The sequence below is a fragment of the Butyricimonas synergistica DSM 23225 genome, assembly GCF_000379665.1.
GTDB classification, from domain to species: Bacteria; Bacteroidota; Bacteroidia; order Bacteroidales; family Marinifilaceae; genus Butyricimonas; species Butyricimonas synergistica.
Map to the genome: position 1 here is coordinate 118,784 of NZ_KB903372.1, position 16,516 is coordinate 135,299.

Here is a 16,516-nt window from a genome sequence, read left to right on the forward strand (position 1 = left end):
CAATCCTCCATTTTCAATTTTCAATTCCCTTGTATTCCTCGATGTTACCGTAATGATCGGCAGTGGTATCACCTAACAGATATTTAGCAAAATGATACCACAACTTCCGTTCAAAGAACCTATCCGCACTCCCGTAACCATGAGTCTTGCCCGGCAATACCAGCATATCGAAATTCTTTCCGGCTTCAATCAAGGCATCCACCATCCGCAAAGTATGAGCGGGATGCACGTTCTTATCCATATCCCCGGTCACGATCAACAAATGTCCTTTCAAATTTTTAGCCAACTCCATATTCGTGGGCACCTTCACGCTGAACTTTGAAACCTCGTGATCTCCGTTCACGCTATCTTTCACCGTTTCCTTCGTTTCTCTCACACCATGATGAATCTCTACCCAACCATTATTATAAATGTTATTGTCATGATTACCGGAAGAAGACACCGCGGCAGTGTAAAAATCAGGATAAGTACACAATGCTGCCGTTGACATGAAACCTCCGCCGGAATGCCCGAAAATACCTACTTTCGTCCCGTCAATATAAGAATAACGATCCGCCAATTGCTCGATAGCATATTTATCATCCGCCAAAGGATAATCCCTCAAATTTCCATACCCGTAACGATGATAAAACTTACCCCGCATAGGGCTTCCTCCCCGGTGTCCCATGGACACCACGATAAAGCCGAGTTGAGCCAACTTCATGTTATAGCTGTCATCCAAACTAAAAGACGTACTCACGTATTCAAAGAAAGGTCCCGGATATACAGATGAAATAATCGGGTATTTCTTGTTCGGGTCAAAGTCTGCCGGTTTCCACATGATCCCATGCAGGTCTGTCAATCCATCGGCAGCCTTCACCACGAAACGTTCCGGTGCACGCCATCCCATCTCGTAAGCCCTCCGGATATCTACCTTTGCCAAATCCTTAATAATCACTCGCCCGTTATTATCTTTCAACGTGAATCTTGGTTCCATATCCACCCGGGAATAGCTATCCACAAAATATTTCCGGGATTTAGAGAACTCCGCCTTGTGTTGCCCGTCTTCCGGGCTCAACAATTTCACTCCTTCACGATCAATATGAGCCTTCACCACTTGGTAATAGTAAGGATTCATCTTTTTATCATACCCGTGCGCGTACAAATAAATTGTCCTACCTACCGTATCGATAGCTGCAATCTGTCCTGCCACCCAATCACCGGAAGTAATCGTATTCTTCAAATTTCCATTACCATCATAATGATAATAATGAGCCCATCCGGTACGTTCCGAACGGTAGAGAATATCATTCCCCTCGTTCAAGAAAACGATATTACGCATATGATAATCGATATAGGGTTTATCAACCTCATGAATCAGCACTTTCACTTCTCCCGTTTCTGTGTTCCCCACGCACAATTCCACTTCATCCCGAACGCGCTTATAACGTTCAAAGAATATCTTATCCCCCTTGTCCGTCACGTATCTTACCTCGGCGTCCTGATCCTGCCAACGCTCAATATCAAAATCCGTCACCTTCCGTTTATCTATATCCACCACTGACAACACCCACTTCGACAAATTCTTATCGCCAGCCATGTCATATTTGTAGCGTTCCAATATAGGCTTTGGCTTCGCCAGTACATTTATTACCGCCATCTCGTCGGAATTCCGGTTATCTTGGCGCAGAATATAAATCTTATTCACCTTCTTGAACCAACGACCAGCCATATCGGTTTCTTCAGATATTGTATCTTGTCCGTTCCGGGCATAGGAGAAATAACGCTCCCCGTTCGTAGTCAACTGAATCTCTGTCGTATCCTGCCCTTTATATTTATTCCCTCTCATGTAGAGGTTATGATTCTTCGCGTATACAATATAGTTGCTGTCCGGAGATAAAGACATCCACGTGTACATTACCATGTCCTCCTTCTTCTCCTCTTTCGGCAACTCCTTTACCTTCTTCGTTTTCATATTATACTCGAAATTCCCTCCTCCCAACGAAAAAGTCATCTTTGACATATCCTTTGAGAAATCTACATTTGAAAGTTGCAGATCTTTCTCGTTATATGCCTTCCGGGTAATACTACTCACCCCTTGCGCTATATCCGTATTCTCGAAGAGCAATCGCTTTTCCGCTTTCTCCGGATCTACCAAATAATACATCGTCCCCTCGTCCGTCCTAAACTCAAACCAAAACTTCTCGCCACCATGAATATAATGCGGTACCACCCGCATACTATTCCGGGCAGCAATCCCAGATAAACCCATTTGGGTAAATCTTTCTGCCAACTTGTAATTTGCCTTTTGTTGAGCATTTCCTCCCAAGTAAGCAAGAAGCAGGCATAACATTACGAATGTTTTTTTCATAACAATAATTTACACGAAACAATATTAATACATCGACGGGAGAAATACTCCCGCCGATTATTATCTCAAATACAATAAAGTTTAATTCAAATATCCGTCGAAATTTCCACCACTGCCATATTTATGGATCATATCTACAACATCTACAATTTCAGAATCTAATTGTTTCAAATTTTCTTCATAAATCTTTTTAACAGTAAATGTGTCCGATTCATAATTAATCTCCAACACTAGGAATGTTCCATCTTTCAACAGTACTCCTAGATGACAATACATTATATCCTCTTCGTTAGACATCGAATTACCAAAGTAACGAGCTTTTACAGATACTATATCTGCAGAGGCTGTAAAAATCTCTCTACTATCCTGCCGAGGCTCACTCCAGTCCATCGCTGTTCCGTACAATTTATTTCCAGAAGCGACAAACAACCATTCCCAATCACCGTAATACCCGTACACAAAAGCAGCATCCTTGAAATTAGTAAACATTTCTGCCGCCAACTCTCCCGTTTCAGAACTCTCTACTTTCACGTCATCTCCTGTGGTATAACGATAAGGAAAGTCCAAGGCATATTTGTGCCATAGATATTTGCCATCACGCTCGATAAGTGACAAAAAGTATTCATCCGTGTTTACTAAAACATGTTTGATATACCTTCCTGTAAAATTATTAAACAACGACATATCAAAGTTTCCCGACGAATTGTTGACCAAACGCGCTCTCGAACCGATACTATTCAGGGGATCAACGAGCCCACCACTATTATACTTTTCCGATCCATTATCTATCAATGCCCACATGGTGTTGGTTTCATCGATAGCGAGAAAAAATTTCGGGGCATAATATCCTCCAGATTTCATCACCTCGACCAATGTTTTGTATTTCGCTCCATTGAAAGCCGGGTCATCAGAATAACGCCCTGAATGTAAATCACTCGTCACTTTTGCAACGGAATAATACAAAAGATTGTCCTCCGTCTGCAACCACTTGCAACTCCAACTTAAAGCGGCATCTTTTATCTTTTGCCTAGGAGCCTCTCCCGAGAATTCATCTAATGGATTCCCCGTGAAATCCAATTCATAACCACCCAATTCAATCGGTCCGCTTTCTTGCAAAACCATAATTTCAGAAGTTAACGGGACGTTATAATTCTCCTGATAAGTAAACTCCTCTACAAGTTTAATTGGACCAGAACCCAACGACTCGCCCAAGTTAGTATAAAAACCCACATACACCAAAGAATCTCTTTGCCTTTGATAATTACCATCCATATAAGGAACATATATTCTTTTCCCTGCCAACAATGATAAACGAGAATTTCCCGAAGCGGTACGGCTAAGAAACAACCACCCTAATTTATACTGGGGAGCAACCAGTAAGTCTGTTTCTGCAGGGAATGATACCCCCGTTTTTTTATCTGTTGCCAAAAAAGTCAATGTATACTCCCCATACTCCTTTGCCTCGAAAGTATAAGAAGGTCCCGTTGCCACCTCGGTATCACCCAACATCCAACGACATTCCACATCCGGATTCAAGGTATCTATCGACAAGCGAACTTTCGGGGTTATAGTTACCGACTCCCCAGGGAACAAACTATACCGACTCTCAATTCCGGTAATTTTCCAGTTATTATCATCAAAGTTATTTATATCACGATAATCCGTGTTTGTTTTGTCATCCAAGCAGGCTCCCGCCGCAAACAAAACCAATATCAAAAATAAAATACGTTTCATATTCTTTCTATTTTTATTAACCGGCAACAGGAACTTGCATCAGTTGATTGTTATCTTCATCCCACATCGGAGCTGCTCCGGAAGCAATATTCGCCGGATCGTTATTAAAATCTTCTAGCCAATATTTCAATCGTAAAGCATATTTTTTGATCATCACCATATCATCACCCTCCAATGAAGCATTATCTTCTGCTAAACGATCCAAGAACAATTGATACTTTTTCTCTGAATATTTTCCCAAGTACACCTCTTCTACAATATTATAAGGATTATACTCCGTATTATCATTACGACTCCACCATTCCGGTATCTCCAACCGATCTGAAACATAGAATTTCGCTATCCGGTAAGCGTATTCCCCTTGCTTTACGCGATCGGTTTCATCAATTCGTAAGAACAAACGATAACTCTTATTTTTCAAATCCTCGAAATTATTGAAAAATTTAATTTCAATTGTGTCTATTTCCTGTCCGGGGGCAAATTCACATTTCGTCGGCAATTCATAAGCGCTCTCCGGCAATGTGGTAGAATCAGGATGTGCCGAAACGGTAAACTCACGAGACTCGGTCAGCCAATGTCCACGAACCCGAACCGGAATTTTTGCCACAATTTCTCCACTCGGATAAGTTTTAAAACTATAAATCATACTGTCTGCCGAAGCATCTTTCGTGAACGAAATGTAAACGAGATCCCCCGAGAACGTTGCTATCCCCTTTTCGGAACAAGCTCCAAAAACGAATAGAACCAATATAATTGATAATACATATACTTTTTTCATTTCAATATTCTTTTAGTTCAAATTAGTTTCAGAATCAGGTACCGGCAAAATTGCATGTTCAGCATCTATAGGAATGACATTTCCAGATCTTACAGCAGGAATACTTTCTTTTAAACGCTTGTACATGAAAAAGATTTGTCCCTCTCCCAACCATTCTCTCCGGGCGTCATTCATCAGTACGGATATGAAATTGCTCTCATCGGCATTATCTAAATTTAACATGGAAGCATCTGAAGCTCGTAAGCCGCGACCTGATTTCACTTTACGAAGATACCCCTTAGCTTCTTCCAAATTACTCTTGTAAATAGCCTCTGCCGCAATATAATACACCTCACTCATACGTACCATCGGGACCAAGTAATTATTAATTTTAGCCTGAGTCCGATCTTCATTGTCATATTTCTCATACTTCGTAAAACGGTACTCCGTCCCGATTCCGTAATCATACATCCAATGCTTGTAACGCAGATCATTACATCCGGATGATGTTATATCGCCTTGGAAATAGTTATCTTTAACATTTGCCACCATTATATAGCGATGGTAGTATGAATCCGGATTTGTCAAATCATTTATAGCATTAACATACTCTATCAAATCCAAAGACTCTAATCCCCAAAGGATATCGGAATAAAATTTCTTATCCCCGTATCTCGTTTGGTCATAAAACCTGAAAGCATTTGTCTTATCTTGGTAAGTGATAATCTCTTTCGCATACGTGTACGCCTTTTCAGGCTTCTGGGCATATAGACAAGCTCTTGCCAAAATAGCCGTAGCGGCATAATAATTTAATCGATAACCTCTTTTATAATCAACAAAGAGAGTTTCTCCCAAGGTATTGTTCTCAAAACGCAAACGAACATCGAAAGTTCTACCCGAATCTGCCTTCCAAAGTAAAGCCCGAGCATCTTCCAAGTCTTTGATAATAAGGCTCAAACAACTATCCGCGGTCAAACGTTTGGAAACATACGAGGGATACTCTGAAACATAAGGAATATATACATTATTCTTCTCTGCTCCCATTGCAGGAGAGGCGGCAAAAAGACGTACCATATCTAATTGTATTGCTGCACGAAGAGCCAATGCTTCACCCCAAATCTCACTCTTTTCTCTTTCCTTGTAATAAAATTTCTCTGGATCTTCATTCGCAATATTCTGAACTAAATTATTACAATTGGCTACCATTTTATAAGAATTTTCCCACATCGTTTCGATAGCAGGTTTCAATTGATAATGCTCCCATTGATAATCGGTAGCACCATACCTGCCCAACCACCCAGCAGTCTCAGAAGTAGTGTTATCAAAATCAAAACATTGCCCCAAAGCATCAACAATTCCCCACGTCAATTCCCGACCATACAAACTCGAGTTTGACAAACCATAATAAATTCCGTTCAACAAATGACGATATCCATCCCCGTTCGCAAACAGATCCTTTTCGTCTATTTCATCTTGCGGTTTTACATCCAACCACCCGTCACAAGAAATTGTGGACAGTGATATCAATAATAAAAACAATAATTTATATTTTCTCATCGCATCTAATTTTTAAAACGTTGCCCGTAACGAAAAATTCACACTCCGCGCAAACGGATAACTCGTACCGCGTTCTTGTCTTACTGTAGAAATCCGGAAAAGATCATTTGAACTTAGTTCAAAACGCAATCTCTGCAAACGAAGTTTCTTGACAAATTCCGTGTTAAAATCATAACTTAACGTAAGAGCACTCAAAGACAATTCATTGTCATCCTGCACAAAACGAGAGGTCGGCATCGTTACCGATTTGATATCTTTGATATCCTTCAACGGGGCAATATCCCCCGGGTTTTGCCAACGATCTGTCAATACGCGACGGTCAACATTGCTATACTGAATATCGGCATTTTCGACCTCATTAACCAAAGTTTCATTATAAGTCTGTTTTCCCCAGTCATAACTGAATGAAGCAAACAAAGACAAATTCTTGTAAACGAGATTCACTCCGAAAGATCCACTTGCCTTAGGTTCGGTATCTCCTACGCGCACCTCCTGCAAAGCCGCCCATGTATTGGAAATAGAGCCATCTCTATTCAAGAACAACTCTTTTCCGGTCACAGGATCGATACCTAAAGAACGAACGGCAAAAATAGAAGTCAAAGAAGCACCCTCTTCATATTTCATAATCGGCTTGGAGTATTCCGCATTCCATATAGGATTATTTCCATCCTGACGATCTTCTGCTTCCTCGTAGTAATCATTTACTTGCTCGTTATAAGCCCGCAAAGCATCGGATACTTTCAAGATCTTATTCGTGTTATGGTTCAAATTACCCCACAAAGACACGTTCCAATCTTTTGTCTTATACACGTCAAAACGCACTTGGATATCAAATCCCTCGTTCAAAGTTTCACCCAAATTGTCTTTATAAGAAGTAAAACCGGAAGAAGAAGGCAAAGTGACATCCGTGATCAAATCTACTGTCTTGTTATGGTAATAATCAAAATTCAACGAAATTCTTTCATTCCAGAACTGCAAATCCGTACCAATATTCAATTTATTAGTAGTTTCCCATTTCAGATCCGTATTTCCTAAAGCTTTTAAGTTTACACCAAATCCGGTCACATACCAACGGTCATAAGTCTGGAAAACAGTCTTGGCTGCATAGGAAGGGAAATTAACCTTACCCGTTTGACCGTATGAAACACGTATTTTCAACTGATCAATCCAAGCGTTATCTTTCAAAAATCCGTAATTGTGAATATTAATACCCACACCTCCGGACCAGAAAGGAGCCCATTTTTGATCGGAACCGAACTCGGAAGAACCATCAAAACGGATAGACAGGTCTGCTAAATAAATATCATTCCACGTGTAGTTAGCGCTCAACAGGAATCCCAGCAAACGGCGAACACTCTCTGTTTTGGTCGGTTTACGGTAAATCTCGGCAGCATAATTAGGAGAATGGAACTCCCCAGACGGGAACCCTCTATAATGTGAAGAAGTTGACTCCGTCTTGGTTGACATTGCATTGATCGTTGCAGAAGCATTTAAATTATGCAATCCGAATGCTTTGGCAAAATAAACAGCAAACTGCGTATCCCATTTTGTCATATCACTCCGATCCACATAAAGATCACCTAACAACGTCGTATTGGTGGAATTGCTGGAATTCGTCAAAGCCGTAGCGTTAGATGATTTCGGGTCAATAAAACGCTCGCCATTACCAATAGATTTCGTTACAGCTAATTGTCCTTTAAACGTGAATGCATCGGAAAAGAACCATTGAAACATAAACTGATCGATAAACTCATCCGTTTTGTCAAAGTTGTAATTATTCAACTTTGCCTCGTACAAAGGGTTATTCAAGAAGCTACTGGATCCTTTAGCTTGAGAGAACTCAAGCTCTTTCACCAAAACGCCATTTTTATCATAAGGACGGTCATACGGTTGCAAATGTGCATAATCGGAAAAACTACCGTAAGGGGATTCCGTCGCATCCGTATAGGTGTAAGTAACTTTATTCAATACCTGCAATTTATCTTTCAATCGCCAATCCACGGTAAAGCCAAGATCCACATTTTCACGATAAGATCCTTTCATAACTCCGTTGTTCCCCGTGTAACCTAACTCTAAATTGTAACGCAAATCCGAATTACCACCCTCAATAGAGAGACTGTGTTTATGGTTTACAGCATTACGCAAAGGAATAGACATCCAATCGGTATTCACGCCTTCCTCTACCCGAGCTAATCTCTTATTGTACGCGATCTCCGCATCATAAATACTATTGAAATAGTCTGTGGTATAAATACCGGCTCTTTTTTCTATATCCAACTTTTCTCTGGCATTAGACAAATTATAATCAGACAAATCAGGCATAGACAACGTCCCCGTTAAATTATACGAAATCGTTACCTCTCCCGGTTTCGGAGCCCTCGTCGTGATTACAACTACACCATTAGCCGCACGAGAACCATACATAGCAGTTGCAGCAGCATCCTTCAACAAAGTAATGGTTTCTACTCTATTCGGATCCATATCGTACACTTTCTGTACACTAACCTCAAAACCATCCATGATAAAAGTCGGAAGATTAGGATTATTCTCCAATGCGGATTTTGACAATGCATCTTGTTCCAACGCTTTGACTCCTATACCTGAACGTCCACGAATATATATCTCGGGAACCATATTAGGATCCGATCCCCACTGGTTGCTTCTCTGAATACGAAAAGAAGGATCAAACGATTGCAGTGCCTGAATTACATTAGTTGCAGAAGCTTTCAGCAATTGGTCTCTTTTCACGGTAACTGAACTACCGGTAAAACTCTCTTTTCTCACATTCGCATAACCAGTCACCACCACTTCATCCAAAGCTTCTGTATCAGGCAGCATCTTAATAGAAATCTCTTTACTCAAATCTTTCACCTTACCCACGTTCAACTCATGCGACTTCATTCCCACAAAAGTGAAAACCAGTATCATCGTATCCCGTTTCGGTAATTCAATTTTGAATTTCCCGTCAATATCGGTAACGACTCCGACAGTTGTACCTTTCAAAAGAACTGTCACCCCGGGAAGCATCTCTCCTTTCTCGTCAACGACTTTTCCTTTCACGGTTATCTTCTTCACCTCCTCTTTCTTTTCGTCATCGGGAGTAATCACGATCAGATTGTCGACAATCTTAAAGCTATACTTAGTTCCTGCCAGACAAGCCGTCAAAACCTCTTGCACCGAGGCATTCGTGAATGAACGGGTAATTCCCGTGATCCCTTTGATTTCCTCGTCGTTATACAAGAATTCGTAATTCGTCTTTTGTTTTAAAACACGCAAGACTTCACTTAAAGGCTGTTGCTCAAACTGAACAGTAATGTTCTGTTGGCTAAACGCATTTCCGCTCGAAAACGCAAAATGTGTAAGTAGCAGCATCACCATCATTAGCTTGCAGGCTAACGACCGCTTTCCGCAACCGAACACGCAATTTTTAACTCTACTTTTCATTGATAAATTTATTTAGGTCATTTTTAGTACTCTTTCACTTGAAACAAGTGGGTAAAACTCTGAGAATTACCCCCCATGTTCAAGTAATTGATGTTTATTAAAAAATACTACACGCACTTGCAGTGAAAATTCACCACATAAAATACATTTCAGCTTGGTTTTAGAAAAAAAATCGTGTATATTTGTCAAATCCCTTTTGGGTTTATTTTTAGTACACATTTATAAAGCCGGAGTTGCAGCTTCGGCTTTATTTTACACTATCTTTCCATCACCATAATTGTTTTACCTTTCAATTCAAATTTAATTTTTGTCGTTAAACTCAATAAATCCAACACCTTTGAAATATCAGCATACCGAGGCAAATAACCCGTAAAGTGATAACCTTTCACGGACTCACCCAAGTAAACCACATCTATATTATACCATCTGGCTAACTTTTTCATTATCTCTTCCACTGTCTCGCTTTGGAAACGGAAATTCTCGTGCATCCAAGTTGTGTACACTTCCACGTCGACTTCCTTCACATCCACCCACCCAGCTTTAATCACAGCTTGTTGCCCCGGCTTCAAGACCGTCTGACGACCGTTCATGCTGATCTCCACTTTCCCGGATGCCAACGTGGTTTTGGAATCACTCTCATCCTCGTAGTCATTCACGTTAAACGAGGTTCCCAACACCTTCACGTTATAATTCTTACAACACACGATAAAAGGTTTGGTTGCGTTTTTTGCCACCTCGAAATAAGCCTCTCCGGAAAGATACACCACACGTTGTTCGCTATTCGCGAAGCTTTCCGGGAAACGGAGCACTGTCTGTGAATTCAAATATACATGCGTTCCATCACTCAAGGTGATTTTATATTCTCCTCCCCGGGGAATTTCAATCTTGTTATATTGTACTTCCACCAAAGAATCACGCCCTTGAAGATCCGTGAAAATCACTTCCTTGCCATTGTTTGCTGCCAGCGCAGAAGATAACGCCACGTTATTCAACGTATCTAACTGGTAAACCGCACCGGAAGCCACGGTCAACGTCGCCATCGGGCGTCCCGGGACGATCTCGGCAACTTGTGCGACCTCCACGACTTTATTCGTGTTCACTTTTTCATTCCGGTTCATCCACAGCGCAAGAGAAACACCTAACACTACCACAACAGAAGCTGCAATCCTGTATATTATTCCTACTCTCCTTCTGCGGCGACGAGCTACTTTCCGAGTCACTTCCATCCATGCCTTGTTGGCATCATAAGATAATATCTTACGGATGGCCTCCATTTGTAACTCCTCGTCCCGTACCCGAGCAAGAAGAACCTCGTGAGAAGCGGACTCGCTCAACCATGAATCGAGTTTTTTCCGTCCCTCATCATCAATTTCATTCCGCAAATACGCCAGTATTAAAGCGGCAATTTCATACTGATATATTTCTTCTTTATTTTTCATACACTATTAATACACGACCCCTCACAAAAAGGATTAAACGGAATCGCATTTTTTTTCTAAAAAAAATCATTCTTGCCCCCACCCCCACGGTAACAAGCATTTTGCCCGATTCCTAATTCCCGCATACCTTAAAATGAATAGACAAACAAAATAAACTCATTCATTTTTAAGTACGCAATAGACGAAATGCGGCATATCAACATTCCGGTAATGCTTCACGAAAACCGCCTCTTTTTTCATCCCGTTCCGTAAAGCTACATTTTGAGAGGCAATATTAGTATCCCGTATAATTGAATAAACCTTATCAAAACCAAGTTTTTCAAAGGCATATTCTTTGCAAGCAGCAGCCGCCTCCGTGGCGTATCCCCTGTGCCAAAACTCTTTTCTAAACAGGTAACCGACTTCCGGAACCTGTTTCCCGTCAAATTCCTGCAAAGTAACACCACATTGCCCGATCAGCACCCCGGAACTCTTCTCCACTACTCCCCACAACCCGAAACCATCATTGGCATATCTCCGGAATTGCTTATCCAACCACTCTTGCACTTCCCGCTCGTTAAAAGCCCCCTCGTAAGCATACATCACTACAGGATCCTGCAATAATTTACACACGTCATCAAAATCTTCTTGAACAAGTTCTCTCAAAACCAATCTTTTTGTTTCTAGTACCATATTTAAACTTCATTATTTTACCACAAAATTAATTTTTCCGGGAAAAAATCAATCCGACATGAATATTTACAACAAAAAATATATCCAATTACAATACTATATAGTGGCAATTTTAACACTTTGCATATAATTTAATTCAAAATATCTATTTCTTTCATATTGGATATCAACGAAAAGCGCAAGCAAGCCCATGTAAATGACGCAATTCGAAAAATATAAAATATAAATGTATTATAAATGAAAATACTGTATATTTGCACCACGAAAAAACTATTATTTTTGAATTAAAAGGGGTATGATTTTATTCATTCTAAATGATTATCCCATTCACAAATTAACCAATATTGTATGAAAAGAGTATTTATTTTGTTATGCATCGCTGCATTGCCTCTTTGGGCTAGTGCCCAAAATGAAAGTAACAACTTGGGAACAGAAAAAGGCAAGGCTTGGAGTGGTTTCGTCACCAACGGTTTTTGGGACAATTGGTTCACATCCTTTAACTTCGGGGGACAAATTTACTTCGGGGAGAGTGATAGTAAAGCTAGTTTCGGGAAACGTTTGACTCCGGCTTTTGACCTATCAGTTGGAAAATGGGTATTACCAACAATCGGAGCTCGAGTTCAAGTAGGTGGATTCACGTTAAAAGGTGCAACGGCAAACGCTGAAAACATTTACGCTAAAGGTGTCCTTAAAAATGGCTACTACAAACAAAAATGGCAACAATTCAATCTGCACGTGGACGGGTTGCTCAACTTGTCAAACTGGATTGGAGGATACCGTAGCGACCGTTTTTACGAGGCAGTACCCTTTGCCGGTTTCGGAATGATCCATGGTTGTTCTTCCGTGGACAACACGAAATTCATGTTTACAGCAGGATTAATCAATAAAATGCGTTTAACGGACGCCTTCGATGTTAACGTGGAAATCAAAGGTAGCCTCGTACCGCAAGCATTTGACGGAGAAGTAGGCGGATGCAAGGGAGAAGGCATTCTGGGAGTTTCTGTGGGTGTTACCTACAAATTCAAACAACGCAATTTTAGAAGAGAGAAAAAAGCTGAAACAATTTACACCGGTGTTTCCCCAGAAATGTTGAGTGCGGCAGAAGCTAAATTGGCAGAACAAATCCGTCGTGCAGACCGCTTGCAAGACGAGTTAAACCAAGCTCGCAAAGATCTGGAAGCAGAGAAAAACAAAGCAAAAACTATCAAGAACGCGCCTTTGGCTATTTTCTTCAAGATAAACAAAGCCAACCTCACGAAAAAAGAGTTGATTAACTTGGAATACTACGCTAACCTCATCAAGAGTAACCCGGGACAAGTTTACAAGGTTATCGGTTACGCAGACAAAGCTACCGGTAGCGCCGAGTTCAACCAGAAATTAAGCGAAAAACGCGCACAAAACGTGGCTGACGCTTTAATCAAGACATACGGGGTAGATGCAAAACAATTGGAAGTTATCGGTAAAGGCGGTGTTGCAAATCTTTACAAAGGAGAGGTTGAATTAAACCGCGTTGTTATCATAGAATAGACCTAATCTGTTTTTAAAACAAAAAAGGGGCTGGAGGACAGCCTCTTTTTTTTGCTCATCCCATAAAAAAGTAGAAAAAAAGCGGCATAAGGTCTTTCAGGCTCTCTTTCAGTATCTTTTTCCCGCGGGCTTTTTGTGCCTTAACAGTATTAATACTCACCCCTAGCTCTTTGGCGGCACTCTCGTTATCAAGCCCTTGAAAATAGCAGAGTTCAAACACTTTGCGGCATTCTTCCGGCAATTTGCCCACAGCGGTAGCCAATTCACGATGGACTTCCGCCAAGATGATATTCTCCTCAAAAGACTCCTCCTGTTCTTCACGGGCTAACGAAGCGATATATCTATCCCGCGACCGCAAGTTACGCATATGGTTCAAACAACCATTACGGACGGAAAGGTATAAAAAATTCTTTAAATGAGTTTCAGATTGGAATTGAGTCTTTCTCTCCAGCAAAGTAATAAATATATCTTGCACGATATCCTCGATCACCTCCTCGTCTTGCAAATACTTGGAAGCAAAATAACACAAAGAACCGTAATATTCTTTAAATACTAGTTCCACATCATTCACTTTATCACTTGTTGTTCGCACGTCACTTCTTGCCATCTTACTTACATTTTTCCATGCTACTAAAACTCAGTAAAGAAATCAATTCCAGCGAGAAAAGCCTAATTAATTAATCGTAACAAAAAAGAAAAAACATCAATACCGTTTTAATATCCTGCTAATTCAATGATAACCTTAGGAATATCCGTGTTATCCAAACGTCCTTGAAAGCACTCTGCCCCGCTACCAGTGGCATACACGGGTACCACGCCTGCCGAATGTCCGCCACTCGCCCACTTCACCCTAGCCATATCGTTCAAAACACGCACCCCCAATATAGCTATCGGTTCATCCTCGGAATAAAGATTTTTTACCATTTCCACCTCTTGCCCGGAAAACGTTTTTACATAACACTCTTTCAACCGCCGCTCATTTTCTTCCGACAAAACAACTTCCTTCCAGAAACCGAGATTCTCGGACAAAACGGCTTTTACTTCTTCCCAACTCACTTTATTATTTTTTGTTTTACGCATCTCTTTTATTTTTCCCGTCAACCGTTCCAACGATATTTTTTGGTTCCCCAGTATTTTTAGATTCAATTCATATGACCCGTCACCAAGAACAATCCCTCCCGTTTCGTGATCGGCGGTAACAACAATCAAAGTTTCGTCCGGATGTTTCGTGTAAAACTGAATCGCCTCCCGGATTGCATCGGCAAAATCCACCGTTTCCCGGAACGCTGTCGCGGCATCATTCACGTGGCAAGCGTAATCGATCAGACCGCCCTCTACCATCAGAAAGAATCCCTCGTCACCCCGGTTCAAATAACCGATCGCCCCGGCAGTCATCTGTGCCAATGTCAAATCTTCTTTGCCTCGATCAATGGCATAAGGAAGCGTCGACTTCTCTCCCTCTTGTAACATGACAACCTTCGCCGCCTCTCCCGCTTTCTCCCGGAACATCTTATCTCCACGGGTAATCACGTAACCCGCCCCTTCCAGTACCCGGTAAAGATTCAACGAATCATTCGGGGAAACCGCCCGTATGATTCCCCCTCCCCCGTACAAGTCAAACCCGGCGACAGCGGCATCCTTTCCGATCTCGAAGTACATCGTCCGGCTCGGCTGGTGGGCATAAAAGGCGGCAGGCGTGGCATGATTCATCCCCACGCTGGTAATAATCCCAACCCTGCGCCCGGCATCTTTGGCTTTTCGAGCGACACTGTACACTGGCTGCTTCCGTTCCCGGTCCATTCCTATCGTGTAATTTTTCGTTTTCTCGCCCGTGGCTAATGCTGTTCCCGCGGCAGCCGAGCACGTGACCCCGTTGAACGCGGAATAAGTAGTGGCGTAATTACGCACGGGGAAGCCCGCAAAATTCAAAGCCTTTACCCCGATCACGCTATCCAGTTCGGCAAGAAACATTTCCGTTCCGTTCACTTGGTTCACCCCCATGCCGTCACCAATGAAATAAAAAACGTACTTTATTTTCACGGTATCGTCCTTGCATCCCGCCAATACAAGGAAACACGCTAACATCAATCCAACAAATAAAACTCTTTTCATCACTCGTTATTTAATTTATCAAAATTAGGCATAAACGGGCAAAATGCCAAATCTTCCGGGCACTTTTAATAATATATTATATACCAATATGTTATAATGCAAACGTATGCGCAATTATATGTTTTATAAGATATTTTTTATCCGGAACAAATGTGTTAATTTTGCCCGCGATTAGCATTTAGACGAGGTATTTAACAATATATCAATCAAAAACAAAGACAATGATTTACTCACATGAAGTACAACACATGTGTGTTGTGAAGAAAGGACCGAATCACGGTCCGGCTCCTATCCCGGAAGAAGGGAAATGGGTTCGTTCCAAAGAAATCAAGGACATTTCAGGATTAACCCACGGGATCGGCTGGTGCGCGCCGCAACAAGGAGCGTGTAAATTGACCTTGAATATCAAGGACGGGATCATCGAGGAAGCACTCGTGGAAACCATCGGTTGCTCCGGGATGACTCACTCTGCCGCCATGGCATCCGAGATTCTTCCCGGCAAGACGTTACTGGAAGCCTTGAACACGGACTTGGTTTGCGACGCTATCAATACCGCCATGCGCGAGTTATTTTTGCAGATCGTGTACGGACGCAGCCAAAGCGCCTTCTCCGAGGGTGGTCTTCCCGTCGGTGCCAGCCTTGAAGACTTGGGCAAAGGGATGCGCAGCCAAGTAGGTACAATGTTCGGCACTCGTGCCAAGGGAACCCGCTATCTTGAAATGGCAGAAGGTTACGTTACCCGCATGGGTCTGGACGAGGACGGCGAGGTTATCGGCTACGAGTTCATTCACTTGGGCAAATTCACCGACATGCTGAAAAAAGGCATCGACCCGAAAGAAGCCGTGGACAAAGCGAAAGGTTCTTACGGTCGTTTCGCGGAAGCCGTTAAATACATTGACCCGCGGCAAGAATAAATCAATTCAG

11 protein-coding genes are annotated in these 16,516 nt (G+C 41.8%); 2 read left to right on the forward strand and 9 right to left on the reverse strand.

Annotation, left to right across the window (positions count from 1 at the left end):
• Nucleotides 1-13: 13 nt before the first annotated feature.
• The 7 genes from A3CY_RS0118270 to A3CY_RS0118300 form a co-directional block, all read right to left on the reverse strand.
• The gene (locus A3CY_RS0118270; protein ID WP_026207861.1) at nt 14-2,350 is read right to left on the reverse strand and encodes a S9 family peptidase; all 2,337 of its coding nucleotides are present in this window, start codon (nt 2,348-2,350) and stop codon (nt 14-16) included.
• A gap of 81 nt (nt 2,351-2,431) precedes the next feature.
• Nucleotides 2,432-4,084: a PKD-like family lipoprotein gene (locus A3CY_RS0118275; protein ID WP_018339397.1), complete on the reverse strand. Its 1,653-nt coding sequence runs from the start codon at nt 4,082-4,084 to the stop codon at nt 2,432-2,434.
• 16 nt (nt 4,085-4,100) lie between these two features.
• Nucleotides 4,101-4,862 (reverse strand): DUF4843 domain-containing protein, encoded by a 762-nt coding sequence (locus A3CY_RS0118280; protein WP_018339398.1) that lies wholly within the window; start codon nt 4,860-4,862, stop codon nt 4,101-4,103.
• Nucleotides 4,863-4,874: 12 nt separating this feature from the next.
• Nucleotides 4,875-6,398, reverse strand: coding sequence for a RagB/SusD family nutrient uptake outer membrane protein (locus tag A3CY_RS0118285; protein ID WP_018339399.1), 1,524 nt, complete (start codon nt 6,396-6,398; stop codon nt 4,875-4,877).
• A gap of 12 nt (nt 6,399-6,410) precedes the next feature.
• Entirely contained in the window at nt 6,411-9,842 is a 3,432-nt protein-coding gene (locus A3CY_RS0118290; RefSeq protein WP_018339400.1) for a SusC/RagA family TonB-linked outer membrane protein, read from the reverse strand.
• A gap of 257 nt (nt 9,843-10,099) precedes the next feature.
• Nucleotides 10,100-11,281, reverse strand: a complete 1,182-nt coding sequence (locus tag A3CY_RS21600; protein WP_018339401.1) for a FecR family protein — start codon at nt 11,279-11,281, stop codon at nt 10,100-10,102.
• Nucleotides 11,282-11,437: 156 nt separating this feature from the next.
• Nucleotides 11,438-11,953 (reverse strand): GNAT family N-acetyltransferase, encoded by a 516-nt coding sequence (locus A3CY_RS0118300; protein ID WP_018339402.1) that lies wholly within the window; start codon nt 11,951-11,953, stop codon nt 11,438-11,440.
• Nucleotides 11,954-12,301: 348 nt separating this feature from the next.
• Between A3CY_RS0118300 and A3CY_RS0118305 the strand changes: the two genes are divergently transcribed.
• Nucleotides 12,302-13,480: an OmpA family protein gene (locus tag A3CY_RS0118305; protein WP_026207863.1), complete on the forward strand. Its 1,179-nt coding sequence runs from the start codon at nt 12,302-12,304 to the stop codon at nt 13,478-13,480.
• Nucleotides 13,481-13,535: 55 nt separating this feature from the next.
• On the opposite strand, the gene A3CY_RS0118310 is transcribed toward A3CY_RS0118305, so the two are convergent.
• Together A3CY_RS0118310 and A3CY_RS0118315 are read right to left on the reverse strand one after the other, a co-directional pair.
• Nucleotides 13,536-14,087: an RNA polymerase sigma-70 factor gene (locus tag A3CY_RS0118310; RefSeq protein WP_018339404.1), complete on the reverse strand. Its 552-nt coding sequence runs from the start codon at nt 14,085-14,087 to the stop codon at nt 13,536-13,538.
• A gap of 107 nt (nt 14,088-14,194) precedes the next feature.
• The gene (locus tag A3CY_RS0118315) at nt 14,195-15,592 is read right to left on the reverse strand and encodes an alkaline phosphatase (protein ID WP_026207864.1); all 1,398 of its coding nucleotides are present in this window, start codon (nt 15,590-15,592) and stop codon (nt 14,195-14,197) included.
• Nucleotides 15,593-15,813: 221 nt separating this feature from the next.
• Between A3CY_RS0118315 and A3CY_RS0118320 the strand changes: the two genes are divergently transcribed.
• On the forward strand, nt 15,814-16,506 hold the full coding sequence (locus A3CY_RS0118320) for an iron-sulfur cluster assembly scaffold protein (protein WP_018339406.1): 693 nt from the start codon (nt 15,814-15,816) through the stop codon (nt 16,504-16,506).
• The last annotated feature ends 10 nt before the right edge of the window (nt 16,507-16,516 follow it).

What these genes read in the sequence shown, in the direction of transcription:
- A3CY_RS0118270 (WP_026207861.1), bottom strand. Translation starts at nt 2,350, where the DNA reads ATGAAAAAAACATTCGTAATGTTATGCCTGCTTCTTGCTTACTTGGGA.
- A3CY_RS0118275 (WP_018339397.1), bottom strand. Translation starts at nt 4,084, where the DNA reads ATGAAACGTATTTTATTTTTGATATTGGTTTTGTTTGCGGCGGGAGCC.
- A3CY_RS0118280 (WP_018339398.1), bottom strand. Translation starts at nt 4,862, where the DNA reads ATGAAAAAAGTATATGTATTATCAATTATATTGGTTCTATTCGTTTTT.
- A3CY_RS0118285 (WP_018339399.1), bottom strand. Translation starts at nt 6,398, where the DNA reads ATGAGAAAATATAAATTATTGTTTTTATTATTGATATCACTGTCCACA.
- A3CY_RS0118290 (WP_018339400.1), bottom strand. Translation starts at nt 9,842, where the DNA reads ATGAAAAGTAGAGTTAAAAATTGCGTGTTCGGTTGCGGAAAGCGGTCG.
- A3CY_RS21600 (WP_018339401.1), bottom strand. Translation starts at nt 11,281, where the DNA reads ATGAAAAATAAAGAAGAAATATATCAGTATGAAATTGCCGCTTTAATA.
- A3CY_RS0118300 (WP_018339402.1), bottom strand. Translation starts at nt 11,953, where the DNA reads ATGGTACTAGAAACAAAAAGATTGGTTTTGAGAGAACTTGTTCAAGAA.
- A3CY_RS0118305 (WP_026207863.1), top strand. Translation starts at nt 12,302, where the DNA reads ATGAAAAGAGTATTTATTTTGTTATGCATCGCTGCATTGCCTCTTTGG.
- A3CY_RS0118310 (WP_018339404.1), bottom strand. Translation starts at nt 14,087, where the DNA reads ATGGCAAGAAGTGACGTGCGAACAACAAGTGATAAAGTGAATGATGTG.
- A3CY_RS0118315 (WP_026207864.1), bottom strand. Translation starts at nt 15,592, where the DNA reads ATGAAAAGAGTTTTATTTGTTGGATTGATGTTAGCGTGTTTCCTTGTA.
- A3CY_RS0118320 (WP_018339406.1), top strand. Translation starts at nt 15,814, where the DNA reads ATGATTTACTCACATGAAGTACAACACATGTGTGTTGTGAAGAAAGGA.